Here is a 20,231-nt window from a genome sequence, read left to right as displayed (position 1 = left end):
CCGTATCGTGATCGGCGCAAAGCCACACGAGCCCCCAAGGACACCCTCTCCGTGCAACCGCCGCGTCCATCGGTCACAGCGATCGTCGTCTCCCATGACGGCGCGCGCTGGTTGAAAGAGACGCTGCAGGGGGTTCTGCACCAGACGCGCCCCCTCGACCGGGTCGTCGGCGTGGACAACGGCAGCCGCGACGGCGGCGCGAAGATGCTCACCGAGGCGTTCGGCCCGAACGCCGTCCTCACCATGCCCCGCTCCACCGGGTTCGGCGAGGCGGTCGAGGCGGTCCTGGAACGCCTGCCGCGCACCGGCGGCGAAGAGTGGATCTGGCTGCTGCACGACGACTGCGTGCCCGACAGGCGGGCACTGGAGGCCCTGCTCTGGGCCGCCGCGGCCGACAAGAAGGCCACCATCCTCGGCCCCAAGCTGCGCGACTGGCTCGACCGCCGCATCCTGCTCGAGATAGGCGTGACCGTCGACCGTTCCGGCCGCCGCGACACCGGGCTGGAGCCGCGCGAGTACGACCAGGGCCAGCACGACGGCATGCACGAGGTGCTGGCGGTGTCCACGGCCGGCATGCTCATCCGCCGCGACGTGTGGGACCAGCTCGGCGGGCTCGACGCCGCGCTGCCCATGTTCCGCGACGACCTCGACCTGTGCTGGCGCGCCACCGCCGCCGGCCACCGCGTGCTGTGCGTCACCGACGCGGTCGCCTGGCACGCCGAGGCGGCGACGCGGCGCAGGCGGCGCATGGCGGTGAGCGACGTCCACCCGCGCAGGCTCGACCGGCGCAACGCCATGTTCGTGATCATGGCGAACCTGCCGTTCCGGTCGATGCTGTGGTCGATGGCGCGCAACCTCGTCGTCTCGCTGTTCCGCACCCTGTTGCTGCTGCTGGCCAAGCAGCCGGCCAACGCCCTGGACGAGGTGGCGGCGTTCGCCTCCGTCATCGGCGGCCCGCGCCGCCTGCTCAGGGCGCGCAAAGCCAGAAGGCAGGGCAGGAAACAGGGCTACCCCAAGGTCAAACGGCTGTTCACGCCGTCGGGCATGGCGTTTCGCCGGCTGACCGACATGGTGCAGGGATACCTGTCGGGGTCGGGGCCGATCGACTCCGCGGGCCGCCACCACGCGGTGATCTCCGAGCCGTCCCGCGAGGACGACGGTGAAGAGCTGCTGACCGACGCCGGGCTGATGCAGCGCGTCTTCGGCAACCCCGGCGTGCTGCTGTGCCTGGCCCTGGTGGCCGTCACGGTGGCCGCCGAGCGGTCGCTGCTGTACGGCGGCCTGCTCGGCGGGGGCGCGCTCGTGCCGGTCGCGGGCGGCGCCTCCGACCTGTGGGCGTTCTACACCTCCGGCTACCACGCCGCGGGCCTCGGCTCCGACGGCTGGGCCCCGCCGTACGTGGCCGTCCTGGCCGCCCTGTCGACGCTCTTCTTCGGCAAGACGTGGCTGGCGGTCTCGGTGCTGCTGCTCGGCTGCGTTCCGCTCGCCGGCCTGTCGGCGTACGTCGCGACCCGGTCGATGATCTCCCATCCGCTGGCCCGGGTCTGGCTGGCCGCCTCCTACGCGCTGCTGCCGGTGGCGACCGGCGCCGTCGCGGCCGGGCGGCTCGGCACGGCGATGGTCTTCGTCCTGCTCCCCGCCTACGCCGCCTTCGCCGCCAGGGTCATCACGGGCGAGCGCCGCAGCGCGCGCCGGGCCGCGTGGGCGCTCGGCCTGCTGCTCGCGGTGGGCACGGCGTTCGCCCCGCTGGTGTACGTGCTGGTCGCGGTGCTCGGCGGCCTGGCCGCGGTCTCGTTCGGCGGGGTGAGGCGCGGGGTGGGCCTCTCGCTCGGCATCGCGATGGCCGTGCCCATCGTGCTGCTGTTCCCGTGGCTGCTGCAGCTCGCCGCCGACCCCGGGCGCGTCCTGCTCGAAGCGGGCCTGCACCGGCCGGGCCTGGTCGACCCCCGGCTGCCGCCGGCGGCCCTGCTGCTGCTCAGCCCGGGCGGCCCCGGAGTGCCGCCGATCTGGGTGACCGGCGGTCTGATCGCCGCCGCGCTGGCCGCCCTGCTGTTCCGCCGCCATCAGATGGTGGTGGTCGTCGGCTGGGGCGTCACCGTCTTCGGCGTCCTGGTGGCCACCGTGGCGGCCCGCGTCCCGGTCGACGGCGCCCCCGCCTGGCCGGGCGTGCCGCTGGCCTTCGCCGCCACCGGTCTCATCGTCGCCGCCGCGCTCACCGGCCACCGCGTCATCGAGCTGCACCGGGCGGGCGGCCTGCGCCGCGTGGTCGCCGTCCTCATGGTCATGGTGGCCTGCGTCTCACCCGTCCTGGTGGCGGGCCTGTGGGTCAAGGACGGCGTGATCGGGCCGCTGCGGCGCGGCGTGCCCAGCGTGATCACCGACTTCGTCGCGGCTGCCTCGACGCGGGGCGAGAGCACGGTCGTGCTCCGCTCGGGCGCGGACGGCCTGCTGAGCTTCACCATCCTGCGCGGGCGCACCCCGCTGATCGGCGAGACCGAGCTCCCGGTCCCCGCCACCACGCGCCGCCGGCTGTCCGACGTCCTGGCGGGCGTCATCTCCGGCCGCGGCGGGGACGACGCCGTCGCGCTCGCCGCCTACGGCGTCCGCTTCGTCGTCGTCCCCGGTCCCGTGGACGCCGGCGTCCGCCGTTCCCTGGACGCCGACCCGGCGCTCGCGCGGATGAACCTCTCGCCGGACGGCGGGCTGTGGCGGATGGTCCAGCCCCTCGGGCGGGCCTACCTGCTGGCGCCCGACGGGCGGCGCACCCCGGTCGAGTACACCGGCACGCCGGGCGACGGGATGACGGTCACCGTCCCGCCCGGGCCTGCCCAGCGCGTCCTGGTGCTGGCCGAGCCCGCCGGAGGGTGGACGGCCGCCGCCGGCGGCGCCTCGCTCGCGGCGCGCACCGTCGACGGGTGGGCGCAGGGCTTCGAGGCCCCCGCCGCCGGTGGACGCGTCACCGTGGCCTACGGAGCCTTCTGGCACGACACGTGGCTGTGGGCGCAGCTCGTCCTGGTCGTCCTGGTCCTCATCCTGGCCTCGCCCGGCGCCCGCGGCGCCGAGACCGTCGAGGAGTACGCCGAGCCCGCGGTCGAGCGCGAACCCCAGGAGGTGCTGGTCCGGTGAGGGCGCTGATCGAGAACCGGTTCGGGTTCCTCGCGCTGGTGCTGATAGCCCTCGGGGCCCTATTCGGCGTGGCGTTCGTCACCCGCCAGGGCGTCGCGCCCGTCCCGGTCCCTCCGCCCGGCAGGGTCGCCGTGGAGTCGGTCTCCACCGTCTGCCCCGACCCGGCCGGCGCGCGCGTCAGCGCGATCACCCCGCCGGGCGGCAAGGGCGACGGGGTGGCCACGGTCGCGGAGGTCACCGAGCCCGGCGGCAAGGCCCCCTCCGTCGCGCGGCTCGAAGGGCCAGGCGTGCTGTGGCAGCGCGAGGCGCCGGCCAAGTCCGGCCCGCTGGAGGTCTCCGGCAGCGGCGCGATGGCCGCCGGTCTGGAGGCCGCGCAGACCACCAGGCGGCTCAAGGGCACGGCGCGCGGCCTGGCCGGGGTGCGGTGCGCCGAGCCCGGCGCGGGGGCGTGGTTCGTCGGCCCCGGCCCCGCCGCCGCCGACGTGGTGCTCTACCTGGTCAACGCCGACGCCGCCGACGCCATCGCCGAGGTCCTGGTCTACGCCGGCGAGGGCCCGGTCGTCAGCGACCGCGGCAACAGCCTGGTGCTCAAGCCGGGCGAGCACCGCACCGTGCACCTGCGCGACCTCGCGCCCTCGCCGCTGGTCATGGCCATCGAGGTGCGCACCATCAGCGGCCGGGTGGCCGCCTCGGCGCGGGCGGTGCTCGGCAAGGGCAAGGGCGCCGACTGGCTTCCCGCCGCGGCCGCGCCGGCCAGGACGGTCGTGGTCCCGGGCATCCCGGGCGGCGGCGGCCGGCGCGAGCTGTACGTCACGGCCCCCGGGGAGACCGACACCGTCGTGCACGTCAAAGCCCTGACCGCCGACGCCTTCTTCGCCATGAAGAACCGCGAGTCTCTGGACGTGCCCGCCGGGTCCACCGCCTCGCTCGACCTGTCCACGGGCATCGGCGGCCAGCCGGCGGCGATGGTGCTCACCGCGGACGTCCCGATCGTGGCCGGGGTCATGGCCACGGGCACGGGGAGCAAACCGGACGTCGCCTTCACGGCGGGGGCCCCGGCCATCGCGTTCGGCAGCGTGGTGGCCGACAACCGGGGCGGCAAGGACGTCTCGTCTCGCCTGATCCTCTCGGCGCCCGGCGCGCGGGCCGAGGTGCGCGTCCAGGTGCTGCCCAAGCGCGGCGCCGCGCCCCCTCCGGTGGACGTCGAGATCCCCGCCGCGCGCACCAAGGAGATCAAGCTCGCCCCGCCGGGCGGCGGCGACTTCAGCGTCGTGGTGACGCCGCAGCCGAAGTCGGGGCCGGTGTACGGGGGCAGGGTGCTGGACGAGCGCACCCCCGACGGGTTGCTGCTCACCGCCCAGCCTCTCGCCCTGGCGCGCACCTGGGTGATCGCCCCGCCGGTCCAGGAGTCCTCCGACGTGGTCCTGCCCGACCGCCCGGCTCCGCCTTCCACCGGCGGCGACTGACCGCCGCGCGGCGCCCCCCGGTGACGCCCGTCCGGGACGGCACCCGTCCGGGACGGCGCCGGGTCACGGCGCTTGGTCGCGGGGCTCGGTCACAGGGCTCGGTCGCCCGGGGGCGGTGCTCAGTGGCGGTCGTCGTAGCCGGGGTCGACGGTCTCGGGGGACAGGCCGAGGAGGCTGGCCACCTGCTCGACGACCACGTCGTGCACGAGCGCGCCCAGCGTGTCGCGGTCGCGGGCGCGGGCCTCCAGCGGGCGGCGGTAGACCACCACGACCGCCGGGGACCCGGCGACGGCGGGCTCGGCCCGGCCGAAGGGGATGGGGTCGGAGGACAGCCGGCCCGGCCCGTCGACGAGCTCGTCGGCGGGGGGCACGTCCTCCACCGCGAACTCGACCGCCGAGAGCTGGCCGCCCCATTTCGGCTTGAGCCGGTCGACGGCGTCCAGCACGAAATCGTCGAAGCGCTCGCTCCGGGAGCGCGCGATGGGCACGTGCGACGGGGCGAGCGGACCTCGCATGCCGCGGCCGTGCCGATCGCGCCGCCGCGGGCCGTTGGGGCGGGGCGTGCCGCCAGGGTCCGGACTCACATAGCCAAGCCTAGATCGTGCCTCCCGGATCCCGTGCCGACTCCCTGTGCGTCCGGGTGGCGCATCCCCGGACGGGCACCGGAGCGTGCCGTTTCCCAAGGACATGCCAGGTGGCGATATGACGCCCGTAAACGGCGGGTAAGTGTCCGAAATGTGGCGACACGCTCGTTAAGAGCTGCCGGGTGGTGGCAATGTGAACGCGGACCGGATACGGTCCCTCCGTGAGCCCCGTCCGCAGCTGTTCCCGTACCGCCTGCAGGCAGCCTGCCGTCTTCACACTCACGTACGTCTACGCCGACTCGACCGCCGTGCTCGGCCCGCTGGCGACGTACGTCGAACCACACTGCTACGACCTGTGCGCGGACCACGCGGAGCGGCTGACCGCCCCCCGCGGGTGGGAGGTCGTCCGGCTGCCGTCGGAGGCCGGTCAGCCGACCACCGACGACCTGGAGGCCCTGGCCAACGCCGTGCGCGAGGCCGCGCGCCCCACGCCGTCCTCGGGCGAGCCGGTCGGGCAAGGGGTCGAGGTGGGCCGCCGCGGCCACCTGAGAGTGCTGCGCTCGGCGCAGCAGCAGAACCTCGAGCGCTGAAGCTCCCCCCGCGGCCTCCCGCGCCGCCACGAGGACGCCAGGACCGCGACCGGTGTCGCGCCCGTCACTCACGGGTCACCCGGGTCCGGCGGGGTCGCTCCGGGGCTCTCAGGTTCGTCGAAGACCACCATGGGACGCAGTAGGCTCGACCGAAAAGACATGACTAGGTGCGGAGCGGCAGTGGGCGACCTCGCCAAGATCTTCAAGGCGTACGACATCCGCGGCGTCGTGCCGGATGAGCTCGACGAGGCGGCCGCCGAGGCCGTGGGCGCGGCCTTCGCCGAGGTCGTCGGCGCCGCCGCCGTGGTCGTCGCCCGTGACATGCGCCCCTCCTCCCTCCCGCTGTCGGCCGCCTTCGCCCGCGGGGTCACCGGCCGGGGCGCCGACGTGGTCGACGCCGGCCTCGGCTCCACCGATCTGCTGTACTACGCCAGCGGCAGCCTCGGCCTGCCCGGCGCGATGTTCACCGCCAGCCACAACCCGGCCCGCTACAACGGCATGAAGCTCTGCCGGGCGGGCGCCGTCCCGGTGGGCGCCGACACCGGCCTGACCGCCGTGCGCGACCGCGCCGCCGAGATCCTCGCCGCCGGGCGCGGCGCCGGCGCCGCCTCCGTCCCGGCCGCCGGGAAGCTCACCTCACGCGACCTGCTGGCCGGGTACGCCGCCCACCTGCGCGGGCTGGTCGACCTGTCGGGCGTCCGGCCGCTGAAGGTCGTCGTGGACGCCGGCAACGGCATGGGCGGGCACACCGTCCCGGCGGTGCTCGACGGCCTGCCGGTCGAGCTGACCCCGCTGTACTTCGAGCTCGACGGCACCTTCCCCAACCACGAGGCCAACCCGATCGAGCCCGACAACCTGCGCGACCTGCAGAAGGCCGTCCTGGACAAGGGCGCGGACCTCGGCCTGGCCTTCGACGGCGACGCCGACCGGTGCTGGGTCGTCGACGAGCGCGGCGAGTCGGTGCCGCCCTCGGCGATCACCGCCCTGGTCGCGGTCCGCGAGCTCGCCAGGCACCCGGGCGCCACGGTGATCCACAACCTGATCACCTCCAGGGCCGTGCCCGAGATCATCGCCGAGCACGGCGGCGTCCCGGTGCGCACCCGCGTCGGCCACTCCTACATCAAGGCCGAGATGGCCCGCACCGGCGCGGTCTTCGGCGGCGAGCACTCCGCGCACTACTACTTCCGCGACTTCTGGTTCGCCGACTCCGGCATGCTGGCCGCGCTGCACGTGCTGGCCGCGCTCGGCGAGCAGCGGCGCCCGCTGTCGGAGCTCCTCGAGCGCTACGCCCGCTACGCCGCCTCCGGCGAGATCAACAGCACCGTCCCCGACCAGGCCGCCGCGACGGCCCGGGTGCGCGCGGCGTTCGCCGGCCGCGACGGCGCGTCGGTGGACGAGCTCGACGGGCTGACCGTGTCGGGGCCCGACTGGTGGTTCAATCTTCGTCCGTCCAACACAGAGCCGCTTCTCCGGTTGAACGCCGAGGCGGCCGACGAGAAGCTGATGGCGGCGGTCCGGGACGAGGTCCTCGCCGTCGTGAGGAGTACACCGTGAAGATCGATGACTGGCTGCTGGACATCCTGGCCTGCCCGGCGTGCAAATCGCCGCTGAACGCCGTCCCCGAGAGCGACGAGCTGGCGTGCAGCTCCGAGACCTGCGGGCTGGTCTATCCCGTCCGCGACGACATCCCCGTGCTCCTGGTGGACGAGGCGCGCAAGGCGTGAGCTCCTTCGAGCCCGAGCGGCTGGACGACGCGGCGTTCCTCACCGAGGGCGACCCGTCGGGCATGCTTCCGGCGATCGCCTCCTCCGGCGCGCAGGTGCGCACCTCGCACCGCACGGCGCTGGAGGCCGGCGTCTCGCGGCTGTCGCGCGGCGACCGGCCCCGGGCGGTCGTCGTGGCGGGCATGGGCTCCTCCGCCCTGGCGGGCGACATGCTCGCCGCCGTGTGCGGGGGCGGGGTGCCGATCCCCATCGTGACCGTCGGCTCCTACCGGCTGCCGGGCTGGGTGGGCGCCGCCGACCTGGTCATCGCGGTGTCGTCCTCCGGCGCCACCGAGGAGACCCGGACGCTCGCGCTGGAGGCCGTCCGCCGAGGCTGCCGCCTGCTGACGGTGAGCCGCCCGCGCTCGCCGCTGGCGGCGATCGCCGAGCAGGCGTCCGGGCTGCACGTGCCGATCGCCCCGGTGGCCGGCGCCTTCCCGCCCGACAGGGCGAGCCTGTGGGCGCTGACCATGCCGTTGGTCGCCGTCGCGGCGGAGCTCGGGCTGGTCGAGGCCGGTCCGGAGGTGGTGGAGGCCGCCGCCGCGCGCCTTGAGGACATCGCCCACCGCTGCCGCCCGTCCAGCGAGTCGTTCATCAATCCGGGCAAGACCCTGGCGATGGAGCTCGCCGGCACCATCCCCATGGTGTGGGGCACCTCGCCGGTGACCGGCGCGGTCGCGCACCGGCTGGTGTCGCAGCTCGCCAAGAACGCGAAGTATCCCGCGATCTACGGTGAGATTCCCGGCGCGGTCCACGACCAGGTGGCGGTGGTCGAGGGCCCGCTCGCCGAGCGTGACATCTTCGGCGACGGCGCCTCCGTGGCTCTGCGGCTGGTCGTGCTGCGCGATCTGGAGGAGCATCCGCAGGTGAGCAAGAAGCGCGTCCTGGCGGTGCGCATGGCCGAGCAGAGGGGTGTTCCGGTCACCGAGATCACCGCCGAGGGCGTCCATCCCCTGGAAAGGCTGGCCTCGCTGGTGGGGCTGGTCGACTACGGGACTGTTTACCTGGCCCTGGGGTACGGTGTCGATCCGGCCCAGGTGGCGACCGTCGCGGAACTTAAAGCCCGAGTTACCCCATAAGATCTGCGATGACCGCTTCACCGGGCGGGTAGGTGCACGGTTTCGACGGGATGGGTGGAGACTGCGGGTGAGCGCGGGCGGCGGTACCAAGGCGATCATCGCGGCGCTGGGGGCGAACCTGGCGATCGCGGCATCGAAGTTCGTGGCGTTCCTGTTCACAGGGTCGTCGTCGATGCTCGCCGAGTCGGTGCACTCGGTCGCCGACTCCGGCAATCAGGCGCTGCTGCTGCTCGGCAACCGGCGGTCCCGGAAGCGCGAGAACCGCAAGCACCCGTTCGGCTACGGGCGTGAGCGCTACTTCTACGCCTTCGTGGTCGCGGTCGTGCTGTTCACGATCGGCGCGGTGTTCTCGCTGTACGAGGGCTTCGAGAAGATCGCCCACCCGCATGGCGTCGAGTCGCCGATCTGGGCGTTCGGCGTGCTGATCTTCGCGATCGCGGCCGAGGGGTTCTCCTTCCGCACCGCGATCAAGGAGTCGCTGCCGCTCAAGGGCGAGCAGTCGTGGTTCACCTTCATCCGCCGCGCCAAGGCCCCCGAGCTTCCCGTCGTGCTCCTGGAGGACCTCGGCGCGCTGCTCGGCCTGCTGTTCGCGCTGTTCGGCGTGACCATGGCCGTGGTCACCGGCAACGGCGTGTGGGACGGCGTGGGCACGCTCATGATCGGCCTGCTGCTCGCGGTCATCGCGGTCATCCTGGCCGTCGAGACCAAGTCGCTGCTCATCGGCGAGAGCGCGGCCCCCGAGATCGAAGATCGCATCTGCGACGCGCTCGAGAGCGCCCCCGAGGTCAGCCGGGTCATCCACCTGCGCACCCTGCACATGGGTCCCGAGGAGCTGCTGGTCGCCGCGAAGATCGCCGTGGAGCACGACGACACGGCGGCCGACGTGGCCAGGGGCATCGACGAGGCCGAGCGGCGCGTCCGGGAGGCCGTGCCGATCGCCAAGATGATCTACCTGGAGCCCGACCTCTATCGCAAGGACGAGGCCCCCCGCTCCCCCCTGGACCCCTCCGCCTCCGAGCCGGCCGCCCCCGCCAAGGCGGACCACGCCTGACCGGCGACCTGTCCCGCCGCGCGCCTTGGCGCGAACGCGAAGCCGGCTAACCGGCCTGGAGCCCCTCGGACGCTGGGGCATGAAGTATCGCGGGGATGACGATGGAGTCGACGATTTCCGTGATCACGTCCTCGCCCGGTGGCCGGCCGTACACCACGACCTCGTTGCGCATGAGGTCGAGCGGAAGCCTGGCCACGCGAGAAGGCAGACGGACGGCGGGGATCTCGCCCCGCTCGACAGCGCGCCGGACGATGGTCGCGACCTGCCCTCCTTGAGCCGTGGAGGCCAGCCGGGCGCGTAGGGCGTGGGCGGCTTCGGGATCACGGGCGGTCTCGACGGCCATGCCGGCCAGGACCTCGCCGTGCACAGAGCCGTGTCGCCGGGCGACGTGCTCCATCATGGCGAGCAGGTCGGTCCGAAGCCCGCCGGTGTCGGGTGGCTCGGTGTCCGCGGGTGCCGCGTGGTCGAGGGCCGCGAGCGCGAGTTGCGCCCGGGTGGGCCAACGGCGGTGGATCACCGGCCGGCTGGTGCCCGCTCTGGCGGCCACGGCCTCCATCGTCAGTTTGGCGTATCCCATCTCAGCCAGCAGCTCCCAGGTGGCGTCGAGGATGGCCTGCTCCAACCGTTCTCCTCGTCGCCGGCTCATCCCACACTCCCTTTAGATGCGTTGCGTATCTTATCGAGGACCGTCTACGTTAGATGCAGTCCGCATCTTATCTGACGCACGTGAGGGTGAGGCATGATGGTCACGCACAAGAGCCACGTCCTGGATGTAGCTGGCGCCCGCATCCACTATGAGGTCCGCGGCTCAGGGCCCGCGCTCCTGCTGATCCCCGGGAGCAACGGCGACGCCGGCTTCTTCGATGCCATGGCCGATCGGCTCGCCGATCGCTACATGGTCATCAGTTACGACCGCCGAGGCTTCTCCCGCAGCCCTGCCAGCGAGGAGCCGGCCGGGTGGATCGAGACGCACGTCGAAGACGCGCGCCGTCTGATCGACTCCGTCGCCGAAGAACCGGTTCGCGTCTTCGGCACCAGCGCGGGAGCCGTCATCGGACTCGCCCTCATCGGCTGGCACCCGCACAAGGTCGGCAGGCTCGTGGCCCACGAACCGCCCCTTCTGGAGGTGCTGCCGGACGCCCCGCGGTGGCGAGCCTTCTTCGAGGACGTCGTCGCCACCCATCAGAGCCAGGGCGCGGACGCGGCGATGCGACAGTTCATGACCGGGATCGGGATGGGCGAGGCTCAGCGGCCGGCCGATCTCGACCCCGAGTTGCTCGGCCGCATGGCCGGAATCGCGCACACCGTTCTGACCCAAGAAGTCCCCAACGCTCCCAGCCACCGCCCGGACCTCGCCGCGCTCGACGCGCACCACGCTCGCATCGTCCTCGCGGGGGGCCGCGACTCCCGTGCCCACTTCCCGTATCAGCCGGCCGTCGTGCTCGCGGCCCGATGGAACCAGCAGGTGATCGAATTCCCCGGTGACCACCTCGGCTACTGGTCCCATCCCGCCGAGTTCGCCGCCACCCTGACCGACGCCATGGCCATGTGACCCTTCCCTGCCCGGCCGGACCCGCTGTCAGCGGCCCTGGCGTAGAGGTCCTCGCCTCCGCGCCCTGGGGGCGCTCCGGCTCGGGCCCTGTTTCCCAGGGGGGCAAGGCCCCCCTTCGACCCCCCATCGAAGGGCTCCGCCCCTCGAGCTCCCCGACCTCAGTGCCGACCGGTGCGTTCGGCACTCCGAACGGAGATCCAATGCGGAAACAGGGTTGCCGATGTCCTCTGGCGGGCGCCGTCGGCACGATCCGGAGGGAACACGTCAGGGTTCCAGGTCGAACCAGACTGTTCGCCCTCGCCCTTCCTGCCGCCACCCCCATGCCGTGGACAGCTCCCGGACCAGCCACAGGCCACGTCCGCCTTCACTGAACGGGCTCACCTGGGCGGGAACCTGGGGGATGGTGCGGTCGGAGCCTTCGTCGGTGACCTCGACCCGCACCCTTCGACCATTGTCGTACACGCGCAGCCTCACCATGCCCGCCGATCGGCCCCCTGAGTCGGAGTGCTTCACGGCATTGGCGACGAGTTCGCCGACCAGCAGTTCGACATCGTCGACGCTCTGGCGCCCTCCCGCGAGAAGTACTCCGCGCACGTACACCCTCGCGATCGCGACCGAACTGGCGCGGCCGAGAAGTTCAGCGGTGCCGAGAAGGTCGATGCCGGTCATTGCGCCGCTCCCCACACCTGGTCGGCCGCGTCCTCCGCCAACGCGCGCACACGGTGACGACGACCCCGCCCCCATGTGAAGAACCACCTGCCGTCGAGGGAAAGCGCCATCACCGGCAGGAGGGTGGCGGCTCCGCGAAGCAACGCTTCGGCTCCTCTCGGCCTGGAAGGTCGATGGCCGTACTGAGACCTCTCTTATGGAGTTCCCAGGCCAGTCGTACGAGGTGGATGAACTGCTCTTCCCGCCGATCCCGTGCACTCATGGGCAAGCCTCCGGATCTTCGCCAGCTCAGACTGCCGTCCCGCAGTCACGATCAGATGGTTCACGGTGTCGTAGCTGGCTGCAACCGCTTCGGTAAATTTGCATGACGATTCTTCTTCGGTGATTCATGTGCGCGCGACACGGCGAAACGGCACACTCGAACCGGAAGATCTGGAGGTACTCATGGCACCTGGGCGTGGCCCCACGGTCCGACGCCGACGGTTGGCGGGGGAGATCCGAAAACTGCGTGAGCGTAGTGCGATGACGATCGAGGAGGCCGCCGAGCGACTCGGCTGGTCGATCGCCAAGGTCTCCCGCATAGAGACCGCCCGGGTCGGCATCACTGCTCCGGACCTGACGCGCGTCCTGGACCTGTATGAGGTGGAGGAGCCAAAGCGTCCGGCTCTGCATGCCTTGGCGCGGACGGCCCGCGTCCGAGGCTGGTGGGACGCCTACGCCGACTCTCTGCGTGGCGAGTACGCCACCTACATCGAGCTTGAAGCCGACGCCGGCTTCATTCGAAGTTTTGACGCACTTGCGGTCAACGGGCTGCTACAGACGAGTGACTACGCTTACGAGATCGTTCGCGCTGCCCTTATGGGCCTGCTGCCTCCTGCTGACATCCAGCGCCGTGTCGAGGTGCGTATGACTCGCCAGAAGCTTCTCGCCCAGGGCGACGATCCTCTGCGTCTGTGGACAGTGATCGATCAGGCCGTGCTCAACCGTGTTGTCGGCTCTCCTGCCGTCATGGCGGCTCAGTGCAAGAGCCTGCTGGGGATGGCCGAACTGCCGAACGTCACCATCCAAGTCCTTCCGGCGACATCCGGCGCCCATCCGGCTACGGCAGGACCGTTCAGCATCATGCAGTTCCGCGAACCGCATGATCCAGATGTGGTCTACCTTGAAAGCATGACCAGTAGCCTGTATGTCGAGAGTGATGCTGAGATCTACCGGTATACCCTCGCGTTCGACCACCTACGGGCGGCCGCTCTCGGCACAGAGGAGTCGAAGTCGGTCATCGCAAGGTCCGCCGAGCGTTTTGCCTGAAGAGTCGTCCCAATTCGATCAAGAAAGCGCAGAGGTGTCCGAAGTGGACAGGTCCCGCGTCGCCTGGCGTAAGAGCAGCCGAAGTGGTGAGGGCGCGAACTGCGTGGAGGTCGCCCACGCTGACGGCTTGTACTTGGTGCGCGACTCGAAGAACCTTGAAGGGCCCAAGCTGGCCTTCACCGCCGTCGAATGGCGGGCGTTCCTCGTGGACCTGCGGAGCGGTGACCCGCACTGAGGTCGGGGAGATCTGTCGGTAGCGGTTGACGGAATTCTCGTCATGACCGAACTGGTATCCGTGATCACCGACGGTGGTACGGTCATCTACCTGGAGTCCGATCCCTACCGCAAGGACGAGGCCCCCCGCTCCCCTGTCGACCCCTCCGGCTCCGAGCCAGCCGCTCCCGCCCCAGCCGACCGCGCCTGATCCCGGCCGAGGTCCTCGCCTTCGCGCGCTGGATGCGATCCCGCCCGGCCGGCGTTCTCCAAGGGGACCCTCTCGGCCCCCGTCGAACGAATGCGGACTTCCGGCCGTGGGCGGATACCCACATGATCAAGTGAGGCGATACCGTTCCATCATGGAATGGGCTGGATGGCGGCGCGGTGGAAGGGACCTCACCGACGCGGTGGTGGCGGTCGTCGTCGCGCTGCTCATCCGATACGCCATCGTCGATCCGCCGGGGCCGTCGTCACCGTGGTCCGCGTGGTCGGCCTGGCCGGTGGCGGCGGTCCTGAGCTTTCCGATCGCCGTGCGGCGGCGCCGGCCGCGGGTCATGCTCGCCGTCGCCTGCGCGGCGGGCACGGGGGTGACCATGGCCGGCGCCGTCGCGGCTGGCGCGATCTGGCTGACCTTCGTGCCGACCGCGCTCGTGCTGTACCTGGTGGCCGCGACCGCCTCGATCGTCTGGTCGGCGGCGGGCCTGGCGGTCTGCCTGTCCGCCGCGGTGACCGCGATTCTGGTCTACTACGTGCAGGTGTTCCCCGGTCTCGCGCTCGCGGCGACGCCCAGCGAGATGCCGGCGGCCTGGCCGATCGAGATCGGTGCGATCGGTGTGCTCCTGACCGTCGCGTGGGTCCTCGGAACGGTCGTGCGCTGGAAGCGGGACACGACCGCACGCCTCGTCCGCCACCTCGCCGACGCCGCGGTGACCGACGAGCGCAGGCGCATCGCCAGGGAACTGCACGACATCATCGGCCACAGCATGAGCCTGATCGCCGTCAAGGCCACCGTCGCCAACCACGTCGCCGACGCCCGCCCGCAGGAGGTCCGCGCCGCGCTGGCCGTCATCGAGGAGACCAGCCGCAGCACGCTCACCGAGATCCACCGGGTGCTCGGCCTGCTGCGCTCCGACGGCGATCCTCAGCAGGACGCTGTGCCCGCCCCCGGCATGGCGGACCTGCCCGGGCTGGCCGCCCACGCCCGCTCGGCCGGAGTCGAGGTGGAGCTGACCGTCCGTGAGGAGGCCGCCTTGCCCGCCGCCGTCGCGGTGTCGGTGTACCGGATCGTGCAGCAGGCTCTGACCAACGTCGTCACCCACGTGGGGCCGGCCCGCTGCGCGGTCACCGTGGACGTCGACGGGCGGGAGGCCGTGATCGAGGTCGTCGACGACGGCCCCCGCCACGGCCGGCCGCCGCGGGCGGGCCACGGCGGACACGGCGGACACGGCGGACACGGCCTGATCGGCATGCGGGAGCGGACCAAGATGTACGGAGGCACGTTCGACGCGGGGCCCCGGTCCGAAGGAGGCTTTCGCGTGTCGGCTCGACTGCCCTACGCCCCGGACGGCACCGCGGCATGAGCATCCACGACACGAGCGTCGGCGCCGCGCCGCTCGACTCGTCCCCGCCCGTCCGGGTCCTGCTGGCCGAGGACCAGGTCCTGATCCGCGACAGCCTCAAGGTCCTCATCGACGCCGCACCGGGGCTGGCCGCCGTAGGCGAGGCGGGCACGGGCGCCGAAGCCGTGCGCCTGGCCCGCCTGCACCGGCCCGACGTCGTCCTGATGGACGTGCGCATGCCGGACATGGACGGCATCGAGGCAACCCGGCGTATCTGCGCCGACCCCGCCTGTGCCGGTGTGCTCGTACTGATCCTCACCACGTTCGACCTGGACGAATACGTGTACGCGTCGCTGCGGGCGGGTGCGAGCGGCTTCATGCTCAAGAGCGCCACGGCGGCCGAACTGCTGGCCGCCATCCGGGTCGTCGCCTCCGGTGAGGCGCTGCTCGCGCCCACCGTCACCCGCCGGCTCATCACCGAGTTCCTGCAGGGCTCTCATCCCGCCCAGGTCGTGCGGAGCCTGGACGACGTCACCCGGCGCGAGCGCGAGGTGCTCACCCTCATCGGCAGGGGGATGTCCAACGCCGAGATCGCCGAGCACCTGTGCCTCACCATCGGCACGGTCAAGACCCACGTCGGCCGCCTCCTGGCCAAACTGGGGGCCAGGGACCGTGCCCAGCTCGTCATCGCCGCCTACGAAGGCGGGCTCATCGCCAACTCGGACGGCCGCCGGTGACGGTCCGCCCATCTCCGAACGAGGGCACGCCTCGGCACGTTCATCAGGCGCGGATGCCGGTGCCGGTGAGGCGGGTTCCCGGCTCACCGGCGTAGCCCTGGTGCGGATCGTCATCCTCTCGGACCGAAGGCCGACATGAGGACGTGCACAGCGATGAGGGCGACGACCCAGATCATGGCGCGCCTGGTCGGTGGGGGGCCGCCGCGCAGCAGCGAGATGCCCAGGGGGATGAAGGCGACGCAGAGGCCGCCCACGGCGATGAAGGACTGCGGTTCGGTGCCTTTGAGCGTCCCGAGCGCGAGCGCCGACATCAGGCCGAGTGCGATCGAACGGCCCAGCCCCAGGGCGCCGGAGCGGTAGGCGCCGATGGCCAGCACGACCCAGCCGAAGAAGGCCGGCCCGGACATGGACCTGAACGGATGCCAGACGGTGTCCCGCCATGCCACGTAGTAGCCGTCGATGCCCTTGAGCATGGTCTGCAGGCCGAGGCTGTCGGTCAGGTGGAAGGCCAGGTGATCGGTGCCGAACTGGAAGGTCCGGGTGAACAGGCCGACGATCACCAGGCAACCGCCCCACAGTCCCCACAGCGGGGCGGTGACGGCGATCCTCTGTGCCAGCGTCATGACCGCCGGCCACAGCAGCACGAACCCGCCGGCGAAGCAGGCGTAGGCGGCGGTGATGAGGGCGGGATGCTGGGTGTAGGCGACGAGCTGATAAGGGACGAAGTAGTAGAACTGGGAGCGCAGGAGAGTCCCGGTCATGATCAGGATGGGACCGGCGATCAGCGAGATCGCGCTCACCCACCGGCCGGGAAACGGGGGTTGGCGGTCCAGATTGGCGGCGGCGTTGGCGGCCCGCCGGTCCGCGCCGGTCTGCCGCCATCGCGTGATGCGCCCGCGAAGATCAATGCTCATGGATTGCTGCCCGTCTTGTCCGTGTCGGTACGCCCGGACCGGTATGTCGGGGCACAGCAGCATGGTGCGGGGCGACGCCATGGGTGCGCGTCCGGCTCGGGTCCCATCTTGGCGGGCGGGCACGAGCGGGTGTGCGACCTCAGACGGACACGCATGTCCGACCGTGGGCAGATGCCGGGTCGAGAGCGCGGTTTCCAGGGGTCAGCGACCGTGGCGCAGCAGGCGCAGGGCCTTCTCTTTCTCGAAGTCGAGGGCTCTGCGCGGGGCCTGGATGCGTCCGACGCGCAGGCCGAGGTCGCGTACGGCCTGGGCGACGGCGGGCTCGCTGAGCACGCGCAGGCCGAAGGCCAGTTCGGCGGGGGAGACGTCGAAGCGCCGCTCCAGGTCCATCGCCTGGGTGACGGCCGCCAGCTCCTCGGGGCCGAAGCGGCGGTGGGAGCCCTTCTCGCGGGTCGGCGGCAGCAGGCCGAGCGCCTCGCGGTAACGGAGCATCCGCGGGGACATTCCCAGTCGTTTCGCCGCTTCGGTGATGCGCATGGGGCCAATTCTCACATAATTGTGTCAGGTTCGCAGATCTGGGGATGCGTTGGGGTCCGCGGGGCTCTTAAACTCGCAGGGACGCACAATGACCGGGTTGAGGGGAAGACACCATGGACTTCAAGGTCGCCGACCTTGCGCTGGCCGATTTCGGCCGCAGAGAGATCCAGCTCGCCGAGCATGAGATGCCGGGCCTGATGGCGGTCCGCCGCGAGTACGCCGAGACTCGCCCGCTGGCCGGAGCCAAGATCATGGGCTCCCTCCACATGACCATCCAGACCGCCGTGCTGATCGAGACGCTGGTCGCGCTCGGCGCCGACGTGCGCTGGGTGAGCTGCAACATCTTCTCCACCCAGGACCACGCCGCCGCCGCGGTCGTCGTCGGCCCCGAGGGCACCACCGACGCCCCCAAGGGCGTGCCGGTGTTCGCCTGGAAGGGCGAGACGCTGGAGGAGTACTGGTGGTGCACCGACCAGGCGCTGCGCTGGCCCGACGGCACCGGCCCGAACATGATCCTGGACGACGGCGGCGACGCCACCCTGCTGGTGCACAAGGGCGCCGAGTACGAGAAGGCCGGCGCCGTCCCCTCGCCCGCCGAGGAGGACCCCGAGGAGTGGAAGATCATCCTCGACCTCCTGCGCCGCACGGTGACCGACGAGAACCGGTGGACCACGGTCGCCGCGAGCATCAAGGGCGTCACCGAGGAGACCACCACCGGCGTCCACCGCCTGTACGAGATGTTCAAGGCCGGCACGCTGCTCTTCCCGGCGATCAACGTCAACGACTCGGTCACCAAGAGCAAGTTCGACAACAAGTACGGCTGCCGCCACAGCGTCATCGACGGCCTCAACCGCGCCACCGACGTCCTCATCGGCGGCAAGGTCGCCGTGGTCTGCGGCTACGGCGACGTGGGCAAGGGCTGCGCCGACGCGCTGCGCGGCCAGGGCGCCCGGGTGATCGTCACCGAGATCGACCCCATCTGCGCCCTCCAGGCCGCGATGGACGGCTTCCAGGTCACCACGCTGGAGGACGTCGTCGGCATCGCCGACATCTTCGTGACCACCACCGGCAACTTCGACATCATCACGGCCGGCCACATGGGCCGGATGAAGCACAACGCGATCGTCTCCAACATCGGCCACTTCGACAACGAGATCGACATGGCCGGCCTGGCGAAGACCCCCGGCATCGTGAAGACCGAGGTCAAGCCGCAGGTCCACACCTGGACCTTCCCCGACGGGCACCAGATCATCGTGCTGGCCGAGGGCCGCCTGATGAACCTCGGCTGCGCCACCGGCCACCCGAGCTTCGTGATGTCCAACTCCTTCACCAACCAGGTGATCGCGCAGATCGAGCTGTTCACCAAGACCGAGCAGTACCCGATCGGCGTCTACGTCCTGCCCAAGCACCTGGACGAGAAGGTCGCGCGGCTCCACCTCGACGCGCTCGGCGTCAAGCTCACCACGCTGAGCAAGGCCCAGGCCGAGTACATCGGCGTGGACATCGAGGGCCCGTACAAGCCGGACCACTACCGCTACTGATCGACGATCATGGCAGGGTCCCCGCGCGGTCCGCGCGGGGACCCTTCGCCACATGAGCACAGGGGGGACCGTGGACGTCGCGGACGCGCCGCTCGCCGAGGCGGGGGAGCGGCGCATCGACTGGGCGCTGCGCTCCATGCCCGTGCTGCGCGCCATCGGGGCGCGCTTCAGCCAGACCCGCCCCCTGGAAGGGCTGAAGGTCGCCGCGTGCCTGCACGTGACCGCCGAGACGGCGGTGCTCGTCGGCGCGCTCAAGGCGGGCGGGGCCGAGATCGCGCTGGCGGCCTCCAACCCGCTGTCCACGCAGAACGACGTCGCGGCGGCGCTCGCCTCCTACGGGGTCGAGGTGCACGCCCGGGCCGGGGTGGACCGCGAGACCTACTACCGGCACATCCACGAGGCGCTGGACATCGCCCCCGACCTGGTGCTGGACGACGGCTGCGACCTGGTCAACATCCTGCACACCGAGCGCGTCGAGCTGCTGGAAGGCGTCTCGGGCGGCTGCGAGGAGACCACGACCGGCATCATCCGGCTGCGGCAGATGGCGGCCGAGCAGGCGCTGCGCTTCCCGATGGTCGCCGTCAACGACACCCGCACCAAGCGGATGTTCGACAACCGCTACGGCACCGGCCAGTCCACGCTCGACGGCATCATGCGGGCCACCAACGTCCTGCTCGCGGGGCGCACGGTCGTCGTCGCCGGGTTCGGCTACTGCGGGCGCGGCGTCGCCGAGCGGGCCAGGGGCCAGGGGGCGCGGGTCATCGTCACCGAGATCGACCCGGTCAAGGCCCTGGACGCCGCCCTGCAGGGGTATGAGGTGCTGCCGATGGCCGACGCGGCCAGAGCGGGCGACCTGTTCATCACCGTCACCGGCAACCGCGACGTCGTCCGGGGCGAGCACCTGGCCGAGATGCGGGACGGCGCCATCCTGGCCAACGCCGGCCACTTCGACGTCGAGATCGACGTGCGGGCCCTGGAGGGCATGGCGCAGGACGTGAACTTCGGCGTACGGCCCTACACCGACGAGTACGTCCTTTCCGACGGCAGGCGCCTGCTGCTGCTCGCCGAGGGCCGTCTGGTCAACCTGACGGCCGCCGAGGGGCATCCCGCGGCCGTCATGGACATGTCGTTCTCCGCCCAGGCGCTCGCCGTCGCCTGGCTGGCCGGAGAGCGCTCCCGGCTCGCCCCAGGGGTGTACGACGTGCCGGCGGAGATCGACACCGAGGTGGCGCGGCTCAAGCTCGGCGCGGCCGGCATCGAGATCGACGCGCTCACCGCCGTCCAGGCCGACTACCTCAGCTCCTGGCGGGTCGGTTCCTGAAGCGGGACGAGCGAGCCGCCGACGCCGGCGCGCGTCCCGGTCACCGCCCGGGCCGGTGAGGGCGGCCCGCCGAACAGCTCAGGCACCTGCGTGGTCTGCCGGACGAGCAGCTCGGCGACGTCGCCGACCCGGCCGCGGCGGCGGCGGGCGGCGCGCTGGCGTTCCGCGCCCGAGCCGCCGCGCCGCATGCGGCGCAGCGCGGCGGTGACCGGCGCGTC

20 protein-coding genes and 1 pseudogene are annotated in these 20,231 nt (G+C 71.7%); 15 read left to right on the top strand and 6 right to left on the bottom strand.

From position 1 onward, the window contains the following. Positions 1-51: 51 nt before the first annotated feature. Entirely contained in the window at positions 52-3,126 is a 3,075-nt protein-coding gene (locus ACFQSB_RS09180; protein WP_380825593.1) for a glycosyltransferase family 2 protein, read from the top strand. Next, complete coding sequence (locus ACFQSB_RS09175) at positions 3,123-4,592, top strand: DUF5719 family protein (RefSeq protein WP_380825592.1); 1,470 nt, start codon at positions 3,123-3,125, stop codon at positions 4,590-4,592. Before ACFQSB_RS09180 ends, ACFQSB_RS09175 begins: the two co-directional genes overlap by 4 nt. Before the next feature lie 119 nt (positions 4,593-4,711). On the opposite strand, the gene ACFQSB_RS09170 is transcribed toward ACFQSB_RS09175, so the two are convergent. Next, positions 4,712-5,107, bottom strand: a complete 396-nt coding sequence (locus tag ACFQSB_RS09170; protein ID WP_354837601.1) for a metallopeptidase family protein — start codon at positions 5,105-5,107, stop codon at positions 4,712-4,714. 290 nt (positions 5,108-5,397) lie between these two features. Between ACFQSB_RS09170 and ACFQSB_RS09165 the strand changes: the two genes are divergently transcribed. The 5 genes from ACFQSB_RS09165 to ACFQSB_RS09145 all read left to right on the top strand — a co-directional run bounded on the left by ACFQSB_RS09165 (position 5,398) and on the right by ACFQSB_RS09145 (position 9,659). Continuing rightward, positions 5,398-5,766 (top strand): DUF3499 domain-containing protein, encoded by a 369-nt coding sequence (locus tag ACFQSB_RS09165; RefSeq protein WP_354837025.1) that lies wholly within the window; start codon positions 5,398-5,400, stop codon positions 5,764-5,766. 180 nt (positions 5,767-5,946) lie between these two features. Beyond that, a complete protein-coding gene (locus ACFQSB_RS09160; RefSeq protein WP_380825590.1) occupies positions 5,947-7,320 on the top strand; it encodes a phosphomannomutase/phosphoglucomutase in 1,374 nt (457 codons plus the stop codon). Next, positions 7,317-7,490 carry a Trm112 family protein gene (locus ACFQSB_RS09155; RefSeq protein ID WP_354837021.1) on the top strand — a complete coding sequence of 58 codons (174 nt, stop codon included), beginning with the start codon at positions 7,317-7,319 and terminating at the stop codon, positions 7,488-7,490. Before ACFQSB_RS09160 ends, ACFQSB_RS09155 begins: the two co-directional genes overlap by 4 nt. After that, complete coding sequence (locus ACFQSB_RS09150) at positions 7,487-8,608, top strand: SIS domain-containing protein (protein ID WP_380825587.1); 1,122 nt, start codon at positions 7,487-7,489, stop codon at positions 8,606-8,608. Before ACFQSB_RS09155 ends, ACFQSB_RS09150 begins: the two co-directional genes overlap by 4 nt. 67 nt (positions 8,609-8,675) lie before the next feature. Next, the gene (locus ACFQSB_RS09145; RefSeq protein ID WP_380825586.1) at positions 8,676-9,659 is read left to right on the top strand and encodes a cation diffusion facilitator family transporter; all 984 of its coding nucleotides are present in this window, start codon (positions 8,676-8,678) and stop codon (positions 9,657-9,659) included. Between the two features lie 46 nt (positions 9,660-9,705). On the opposite strand, the gene ACFQSB_RS09140 is transcribed toward ACFQSB_RS09145, so the two are convergent. After that, positions 9,706-10,305, bottom strand: coding sequence for a TetR/AcrR family transcriptional regulator (locus ACFQSB_RS09140; protein WP_380825585.1), 600 nt, complete (start codon positions 10,303-10,305; stop codon positions 9,706-9,708). A 93-nt stretch (positions 10,306-10,398) separates the two neighbouring features. Between ACFQSB_RS09140 and ACFQSB_RS09135 the strand changes: the two genes are divergently transcribed. Further along, positions 10,399-11,211: an alpha/beta fold hydrolase gene (locus ACFQSB_RS09135; RefSeq protein WP_380825583.1), complete on the top strand. Its 813-nt coding sequence runs from the start codon at positions 10,399-10,401 to the stop codon at positions 11,209-11,211. Between the two features lie 264 nt (positions 11,212-11,475). On the opposite strand, the gene ACFQSB_RS09130 is transcribed toward ACFQSB_RS09135, so the two are convergent. Further along, a complete protein-coding gene (locus ACFQSB_RS09130; protein WP_380825582.1) occupies positions 11,476-11,880 on the bottom strand; it encodes an ATP-binding protein in 405 nt (134 codons plus the stop codon). A gap of 444 nt (positions 11,881-12,324) precedes the next feature. On the opposite strand from ACFQSB_RS09130, the gene ACFQSB_RS09125 reads away from it, so the two are divergent. The 5 genes from ACFQSB_RS09125 (at position 12,325) to ACFQSB_RS09105 (ending at position 15,700) form a co-directional block, all read left to right on the top strand. Next, on the top strand, positions 12,325-13,188 hold the full coding sequence (locus ACFQSB_RS09125) for a helix-turn-helix domain-containing protein (protein WP_380825955.1): 864 nt from the start codon (positions 12,325-12,327) through the stop codon (positions 13,186-13,188). Between the two features lie 43 nt (positions 13,189-13,231). Beyond that, positions 13,232-13,423, top strand: a complete 192-nt coding sequence (locus tag ACFQSB_RS09120) for a DUF397 domain-containing protein (RefSeq protein ID WP_380825580.1) — start codon at positions 13,232-13,234, stop codon at positions 13,421-13,423. Positions 13,424-13,465: 42 nt separating this feature from the next. Beyond that, complete coding sequence (locus ACFQSB_RS09115; RefSeq protein WP_380825579.1) at positions 13,466-13,612, top strand: hypothetical protein; 147 nt, start codon at positions 13,466-13,468, stop codon at positions 13,610-13,612. Between the two features lie 151 nt (positions 13,613-13,763). Next, positions 13,764-14,984 carry a sensor histidine kinase gene (locus tag ACFQSB_RS09110; protein ID WP_380825577.1) on the top strand — a complete coding sequence of 407 codons (1,221 nt, stop codon included), beginning with the start codon at positions 13,764-13,766 and terminating at the stop codon, positions 14,982-14,984. Further along, on the top strand, positions 14,981-15,700 hold the full coding sequence (locus tag ACFQSB_RS09105) for a response regulator (protein ID WP_380825576.1): 720 nt from the start codon (positions 14,981-14,983) through the stop codon (positions 15,698-15,700). Before ACFQSB_RS09110 ends, ACFQSB_RS09105 begins: the two co-directional genes overlap by 4 nt. A gap of 110 nt (positions 15,701-15,810) precedes the next feature. Here ACFQSB_RS09105 and ACFQSB_RS09100 read toward each other — a convergent pair whose 3' ends face one another. Together ACFQSB_RS09100 and ACFQSB_RS09095 are read right to left on the bottom strand one after the other, a co-directional pair. Continuing rightward, positions 15,811-16,614 carry a hypothetical protein gene (locus ACFQSB_RS09100; protein ID WP_354837006.1) on the bottom strand — a complete coding sequence of 268 codons (804 nt, stop codon included), beginning with the start codon at positions 16,612-16,614 and terminating at the stop codon, positions 15,811-15,813. 201 nt (positions 16,615-16,815) lie between these two features. Further along, on the bottom strand, positions 16,816-17,151 hold the full coding sequence (locus ACFQSB_RS09095; RefSeq protein WP_354837004.1) for a MerR family DNA-binding transcriptional regulator: 336 nt from the start codon (positions 17,149-17,151) through the stop codon (positions 16,816-16,818). A 113-nt stretch (positions 17,152-17,264) separates the two neighbouring features. On the opposite strand from ACFQSB_RS09095, the gene ahcY reads away from it, so the two are divergent. Continuing rightward, positions 17,265-18,692, top strand: coding sequence for an adenosylhomocysteinase (gene ahcY / locus ACFQSB_RS09090; protein ID WP_380825574.1), 1,428 nt, complete (start codon positions 17,265-17,267; stop codon positions 18,690-18,692). Between the two features lie 52 nt (positions 18,693-18,744). Further along, the gene (locus ACFQSB_RS09085; RefSeq protein WP_354837000.1) at positions 18,745-20,013 is read left to right on the top strand and encodes an adenosylhomocysteinase; all 1,269 of its coding nucleotides are present in this window, start codon (positions 18,745-18,747) and stop codon (positions 20,011-20,013) included. On the opposite strand, the pseudogene ACFQSB_RS09080 reads toward ACFQSB_RS09085, so the two are convergent. Beyond that, positions 19,983-20,231 (bottom strand): annotated as a pseudogene (locus tag ACFQSB_RS09080) (hypothetical protein); the annotation flags it as partial. The gene ACFQSB_RS09085 and the pseudogene ACFQSB_RS09080 sit on opposite strands and share 31 nt — an antisense overlap.

The sequence above is a fragment of the Sphaerisporangium rhizosphaerae genome, from assembly GCF_042665155.1.
Taxonomy (GTDB): Bacteria; Actinomycetota; Actinomycetes; order Streptosporangiales; family Streptosporangiaceae; genus Sphaerisporangium; species Sphaerisporangium rhizosphaerae.
The sequence above is the reverse complement of the archived record's forward strand: the minus strand, read 5'-3'. Positions and strand labels throughout refer to the sequence as shown.

What these genes read in the sequence shown, in the direction of transcription:
- ACFQSB_RS09135 (WP_380825583.1), top strand. Translation starts at nt 10,399, where the DNA reads ATGATGGTCACGCACAAGAGCCACGTCCTGGATGTAGCTGGCGCCCGC.
- ACFQSB_RS09130 (WP_380825582.1), bottom strand. Translation starts at nt 11,880, where the DNA reads ATGACCGGCATCGACCTTCTCGGCACCGCTGAACTTCTCGGCCGCGCC.
- ACFQSB_RS09170 (WP_354837601.1), bottom strand. Translation starts at nt 5,107, where the DNA reads ATGCGAGGTCCGCTCGCCCCGTCGCACGTGCCCATCGCGCGCTCCCGG.
- ACFQSB_RS09125 (WP_380825955.1), top strand. Translation starts at nt 12,325, where the DNA reads ATGGCACCTGGGCGTGGCCCCACGGTCCGACGCCGACGGTTGGCGGGG.
- ACFQSB_RS09095 (WP_354837004.1), bottom strand. Translation starts at nt 17,151, where the DNA reads ATGCGCATCACCGAAGCGGCGAAACGACTGGGAATGTCCCCGCGGATG.
- ACFQSB_RS09105 (WP_380825576.1), top strand. Translation starts at nt 14,981, where the DNA reads ATGAGCATCCACGACACGAGCGTCGGCGCCGCGCCGCTCGACTCGTCC.
- ahcY (WP_380825574.1), top strand. Translation starts at nt 17,265, where the DNA reads ATGGACTTCAAGGTCGCCGACCTTGCGCTGGCCGATTTCGGCCGCAGA.
- ACFQSB_RS09110 (WP_380825577.1), top strand. Translation starts at nt 13,764, where the DNA reads ATGGAATGGGCTGGATGGCGGCGCGGTGGAAGGGACCTCACCGACGCG.
- ACFQSB_RS09085 (WP_354837000.1), top strand. Translation starts at nt 18,745, where the DNA reads ATGAGCACAGGGGGGACCGTGGACGTCGCGGACGCGCCGCTCGCCGAG.
- ACFQSB_RS09100 (WP_354837006.1), bottom strand. Translation starts at nt 16,614, where the DNA reads ATGAGCATTGATCTTCGCGGGCGCATCACGCGATGGCGGCAGACCGGC.
- ACFQSB_RS09115 (WP_380825579.1), top strand. Translation starts at nt 13,466, where the DNA reads ATGACCGAACTGGTATCCGTGATCACCGACGGTGGTACGGTCATCTAC.
- ACFQSB_RS09140 (WP_380825585.1), bottom strand. Translation starts at nt 10,305, where the DNA reads ATGAGCCGGCGACGAGGAGAACGGTTGGAGCAGGCCATCCTCGACGCC.